Origin of the sequence: Bacteroides coprosuis (assembly GCF_020741705.1) — a bacterium.
Lineage (GTDB): Bacteria > Bacteroidota > Bacteroidia > Bacteroidales > Bacteroidaceae > Bacteroides_E > Bacteroides_E coprosuis.
Map to the genome: position 1 here is coordinate 1 of NZ_DYYK01000074.1, position 5,727 is coordinate 5,727.

Here is a 5,727-nt window from a genome sequence, read left to right on the forward strand (position 1 = left end):
ATGTCTATTACTGCGTTTAAAGACACACTTCTTCAACAACCTGGGTCGAATAAGAATGATACAATTCGTTTTTTTACTATTGATTCTTTATTAGGATTACTTCTTGATTGGGACATACCTTGGGAAGAGGATGTCTTAGAACAAACTGTTTTATTAGAAATTATCGAAAATAATAATATGGAAGTTGCCCTTTCTTTGATAGAAAGAGTAGGTTTCCCTTTGTCATATTGTCCTTATCAATCAGCTGATTGATAAGGACTTTTTTATACATAAAAATGAAGCAAAAAATAATTAAGGGTTATCGATTAAATTTAAAGGAAGCGTTAGAAATACTTCGTACGTACTCAGATTCTGAGTTATTTCAATTAGCCAATGATTTAAGAGAGCATTATTTAGGTCGGAAAATGACGACTTGCATGATTATGAATGCAAAGTCAGGTAAGTGTTCTGAAAACTGTAAATGGTGTAGTCAATCTATGCATCATCAAACTGATGTTGAAGTTTATGATTTTATCGATGAAAAAGAAGTCTTAGATCGTGCTAAGTTGGCTTCGGAGAAAGGAGTTACTATGTTTTCTCTAGTTACGAGTGGTAGAAAGCTATCTTCTCTCAATTTAAGTAGAGTCTCTAAAGCCTACCAAAATGTAAGAAAAGCTGTTCCACAAATACGTTATTGCGCATCTATGGGGCTTTTGTCTAAAAAGGATTTACAAGAGCTGTATGATGCTGGAGTTAGGCGATACCATTGTAATATTGAAACAGCTCCTTCTTTTTTCTCTTCATTGTGTACGACTCATACTTTAGATGATAAATTGAACACTCTAAAGTGGGCAAGGGAAGTTGGTATGGAGTTGTGTTCAGGTGGAATTATTGGTATGGGAGAGACTATGGAGCAGAGAGTAGAAATGGCTTTATTTCTTCAAAAAATGAATATTCTTTCTATTCCAATGAATATTTTAATTCCTATTCCTGGTACTCCATTAGAGTCTTTACCTTCATTAGAAGATGATGAAATTTTACGCACATTTGCCATTTTTAGAATATTAAATCCTGAAGCTGATATTCGTTTTGCAGGTGGTAGAATACGCATTCAACACATTCAAGACAAAGCTCTTCGATGTGGTATTAGTGCTTCTATGGTGGGAGATTTATTAACTACTGCTGGGCTAAATATAGATGATGATATACAGCACTTTAAAAGCTTGAATTATGAATTGTAATATAACAGATAAAGCACAAGAACTTCTCGATTTTGATGTAAAGCATATTATGCATCCTTATACGTCTCCTACTAAACCTATTCCTTGTTATTTGGTAGAATCTGCTAGTGGTGTATATCTAAATATGAGTGATGGTAGGAGGTTGATTGATGGTATGTCTTCTTGGTGGGCAGTAATTCATGGCTATAATAATATATATATGAATGAAGCAATTACTACTCAGTTAAATAAAATGAGTCATGTTATGTTTGGTGGCATAACCCACGAACCTGCAGTAAAATTAGCTAAACGTCTTATTCAAATGACACCAAAAGGTTTAGATCATGTTTTTTACAGTGATTCTGGTTCTGTGGCTGTAGAAGTCGCTTTAAAAATGGCTTTACAATACTGGTATAGTGTGGAGCAACCTAAAAAATGTAAGTTTGCTACAGTTCGTTCAGGATATCATGGGGATACATGGCATCCAATGTCTGTTTGTGATCCTGTAACAGGGATGCACCATATCTTTAATCAGACTTTATCTGCACAGTTCTTTGTACCCAAACCCACTACTAAATTTGATGGAATTTGGAATGAATCCGATTTAGATGCTGTTCGTGATCTGTTTACAAATCATCATAAAGAGATAGCAGCTTTTATTATTGAACCCATTGTTCAAGGAGCTGGTGGTATGCGTTTTTATCATCCTAATTACCTCTCTGGGTTGAGAAAACTTTGTAAGGAATATCATATTCTATTAATCGTAGATGAAATAGCTACAGGTTTTGGTCGTACTGGAAAAATGTTTGCTTGTGAATGGTCTCAAATTACTCCTGATATAATGTGTGTAGGGAAGGCTCTGACTTCTGGATACATCACATTTGCAGCGACATTAACATCTCATAAAGTAGCTCAAGTAATATCAAATGGATATCCAGGTGTTTTTATGCATGGTCCTACATTTATGGGAAATCCTTTAGCTTGTTCGGCAGCCAATGCAAGTTTAGATTTAATTGAAAAGTATAATATCCTTGATAAAATATCAAAGATAGAGGCTCAATTAAAAATAGAATTAAATTCGCTGAACTCTTTGAATGGTGTTAAAGAAGTGCGTGTATTAGGTGCTATTGGTGTTGTAGAAGTAGAAGAGGAGGTTAATTTAGAAGTTTTACAAAAAATGTTTGTGGATAGAGGAATCTGGATTCGTCCTTTTGGTAAACTTATTTATATGATGCCTCCTTATGTAATAACTTCAGAACAATTGCATCAGCTTACTTCTCAGTTTTGTAAAACAGTTCAAGACTATTTGGTATGAGGGAAGAGCTGCAAGAGTTAAAAAAGAACGGTTTAGCTAGAAATCTTACTCCTTCTTGCTATTGTGCCAACGAAATATTAATAGGTGGAAAGTCATACATCAATTTATCTTCCAATGATTATTTAGGAATTAGTAGTCGGCTAGATTGGCAAAAAGAGTTCTTGGATGGATTAGCACGTGAAGAGTTTTTAATGGGAGCTACTTCTTCTAGACTATTAACTGGTAATTCTTGGTGTAAAGAAGAGTTGGAAACATTTATCGGAATTCAATATGGTAAGGAGTGTTTGGTTTATAACAGTGGTTATCATGCTAATTTGGGTGTTCTGCCTGCATTAACCAATAAAGAAGATTTGGTTTTAGCGGATAAATTAGTTCATGCAAGTATTATTGATGGGTTACGGCTGTGTGGTTGTAAATGGATGAGATATAGACATAATGATTCTAATCATTTAGAGCGTCTTTTAAAAGAGTATCATTCACTGTATGAAAATATATATGTTGTTACAGAGAGTCTGTTTAGTATGGATGGTGATTTTGTGGATTTAGAGCGTCTTTTATTACTGAAAAACAAGTATTCTTTTAAACTTTATTTAGATGAAGCTCATGCTATTGGTGTTGTGGGAAATCATGGATTAGGTTTGGCTGAAGAAAAAGGAGCTCTTTCCGAAGTGGATTATTTAGTAGGTACATTAAGTAAAGCCTTAGCCTCTGAAGGAGGTTTTATTATTACAGACTTAGAAACCAAAGAATGGCTGATAAATAAGTCTCGTTCGTTTATTTTTACAACTGCTGGAGCTCCAGTTAGTTCCTTATGGTCTCAGTTTGTTTTTAAGAAGATGCTGAAGATGAAAGAGGAAAGGTTATATCTCCGAAAAATAACAGAAGATTTTAGAAGTTGGCTACCCAATAAAAATGTAGTGGGTGAGTCTCAAATTATTCCTCTAATAATGAGGAATAACAATGAATGTCTTAGCTACTCAGATAAATTGCGTCATGCAGGTCTTTGGGTTTCTCCCATTCGTTATCCATCTGTTCCGCTTCGTCAACCAAGAATTCGCTTTTCATTAACAGCGGCTCTTAAGCCACATCAAATGCAGAAAATTCATGAAGCCTTATTGGACTAAAAAAGAGAATAACGGAAGTCTTCTGCTCATATTTAATGGCTGGGGATGTGATGAAAATATTATCCAAGGTATAGATATTTTAGAGTATGATATTTTGATCTTAAGTGATTATACAGAGTTAGATATAGATTTAAAATCCTTAACGGCTCCTTATTCTGTGATAAAAGTAATTGCGTGGTCATTCGGTGTATATGTAGCCAATTTATACTTGCAGGAATTACCTCGAGTGGTATATGCTTTGGCTGTAAATGGAACCATTCATCCTATAGATGATAACGTAGGAATTCCCTCATCTTTATTTCAAGCTACATTGGATCATTATGATGAAAGGTTTAGAGTAAAGTTTTTTAGGAGAATGATGGGTGGAAATAAAAGATTAGAAGAATTAGCTCAGCTCTTACCACAACGCAGTACTGAGGAGCAACGAATAGAGTTGTTTGAATATCAACAAAGGGTTGAGAAAGCTCAAAATACAATTTGTTACAAATGGGATAAAATAGTTATAGGTAATAATGATTTGATCTTTCCTCCTTCAAACTTAATAAATGCTTGGAAGAGATTTGATTATGACTGTGTGGAAGCAGCTCATTTTATTCCTTTCCAAAAATTAATAAATCAATATTTATGATAGATATAGAACTCGTTCAGAAAAAATTTGAGAAGAGCATTAATTCTTATAATGATCATGCAATTGCGCAAAGACAAATTGCACAAAAATTATATTCTTTGTTGTCCCCTTATTTGGCTAAGTCTTCTTTATTAGGCAGAGTTCTAGAAGTAGGGTGTGGTACAGGATTTTTAACTCATCATATTTTACAGCATTACCCATCTATTTACTTTTTAAACGACATAAATAAGCATCTTGAAGAAGTTCTTCAACCCTTACTAAGAAATCAGGTTTATGAGTATAGGATAGGAGATGCCGAACAGATAGAACTTCCTAAAGAATTGGATTTATTGGTTTCTAGTTCTTGTATTCAATGGTTTGAAAATTTACCCTCTTTTATTAATAAAATAAACCAGTCTTTAAATAATAACGCTTATGTCTTCTTATCCACCTTTGGACCTAGCAATATGAGAGAGATTCGGCAAATAACAGGAGTAGGACTGCCATATTATTCTTTGGTGGATTTACAAATTCTCTTTCAGCAGAAGTATGAGATTTTATTTCTTCAAGAAGAATTCATTACTCTTTCCTTTAACTCTGTCTTAGATGTTTTGAATCATTTGAAACAAACGGGAGTAAATGGCGGTTTTAGTCGAGTTTGGACAAAAAAGGCATTCATGGACTTCTGTGTCAAGTACGAATGCTTATTTGAAAATAAAAATAAGATACAGTTAACATATCATCCTATTTACATAGGATTAAAAAAACGATAAAATGAAAAAAGTTTATTTTGTGACAGGAATTGATACTAATGTAGGTAAAAGTATAGCTACTGGTTATTTAGCTAATCAAATGATGCAAGAGGGTAAAAAAGTGATTACCCAAAAGCTTATTCAGACCGGGAATGTTGAAGTTTCAGAAGATATAGAAATGCATCGTAAGTTGATGGGGTTGCCCTTGCTAGATGTTGATAAAAATCGCCACACTTGTCCTTATATTTTCACCTATCCTTGTTCACCTCATTTGGCAGCTCGTATTGATAGAAAAGAAATTTCAATAGCCAAGATTAATGAATGTACTAATTCTCTTCTGTCTAAATATGATGTTGTCCTTCTAGAAGGTGCAGGCGGTATAATGGTACCTATTCAGGATGATTATTTAACAATAGATTTTATTAAAGATGAGAAACTACCTATAATCCTTGTAACATCTCCTAAGTTGGGTAGTTTAAATCATACGCTTTTAACGATAGAATCTTGCTTAAATAGAGGAATAGTTATTGATACCATTGTGTATAATGATTTTCCTAAAGGAGATGAGGTCATTAGCCCTGATACGTATGCTTTTATCCAGAAATATATGGATAGGCATAAGATGGATACGAAGTTGATAAAGATCCCCAATATAGAAATACCTAGTTAAAAGTTTAATAGAAATAATTATGAGTAGGCTATCTTTAATAAAGAATAAGATAGCCTATTT

7 protein-coding genes are annotated in these 5,727 nt (G+C 33.7%); all 7 read left to right on the forward strand.

Going from position 1 to position 5,727, the window contains the following annotated elements:
* Positions 1-252: hypothetical protein (locus tag K8V80_RS04320; RefSeq protein ID WP_276775698.1), on the forward strand; the 252-nt coding region annotated here is incomplete at its 5' end.
* A gap of 23 nt (positions 253-275) precedes the next feature.
* Positions 276-1,220 (forward strand): biotin synthase BioB, encoded by a 945-nt coding sequence (bioB, locus tag K8V80_RS04325; protein WP_276775699.1) that lies wholly within the window; start codon positions 276-278, stop codon positions 1,218-1,220.
* Entirely contained in the window at positions 1,210-2,514 is a 1,305-nt protein-coding gene (gene bioA, locus K8V80_RS04330) for an adenosylmethionine--8-amino-7-oxononanoate transaminase (protein WP_276775700.1), read from the forward strand. The genes bioB and bioA overlap by 11 nt, the downstream gene beginning before the upstream one ends.
* Positions 2,511-3,638: an aminotransferase class I/II-fold pyridoxal phosphate-dependent enzyme gene (locus K8V80_RS04335; protein ID WP_276775701.1), complete on the forward strand. Its 1,128-nt coding sequence runs from the start codon at positions 2,511-2,513 to the stop codon at positions 3,636-3,638. The genes bioA and K8V80_RS04335 overlap by 4 nt, the downstream gene beginning before the upstream one ends.
* The gene (locus tag K8V80_RS04340; protein ID WP_276775702.1) at positions 3,619-4,266 is read left to right on the forward strand and encodes a pimeloyl-ACP methyl esterase BioG family protein; all 648 of its coding nucleotides are present in this window, start codon (positions 3,619-3,621) and stop codon (positions 4,264-4,266) included. The genes K8V80_RS04335 and K8V80_RS04340 overlap by 20 nt, the downstream gene beginning before the upstream one ends.
* Positions 4,263-5,018, forward strand: coding sequence for a malonyl-ACP O-methyltransferase BioC (gene bioC, locus K8V80_RS04345; RefSeq protein WP_276775704.1), 756 nt, complete (start codon positions 4,263-4,265; stop codon positions 5,016-5,018). The genes K8V80_RS04340 and bioC overlap by 4 nt, the downstream gene beginning before the upstream one ends.
* Before the next feature lies 1 nt (position 5,019).
* Positions 5,020-5,667, forward strand: a complete 648-nt coding sequence (gene bioD, locus K8V80_RS04350) for a dethiobiotin synthase (protein ID WP_276775705.1) — start codon at positions 5,020-5,022, stop codon at positions 5,665-5,667.
* Positions 5,668-5,727: the final 60 nt, after the last annotated feature.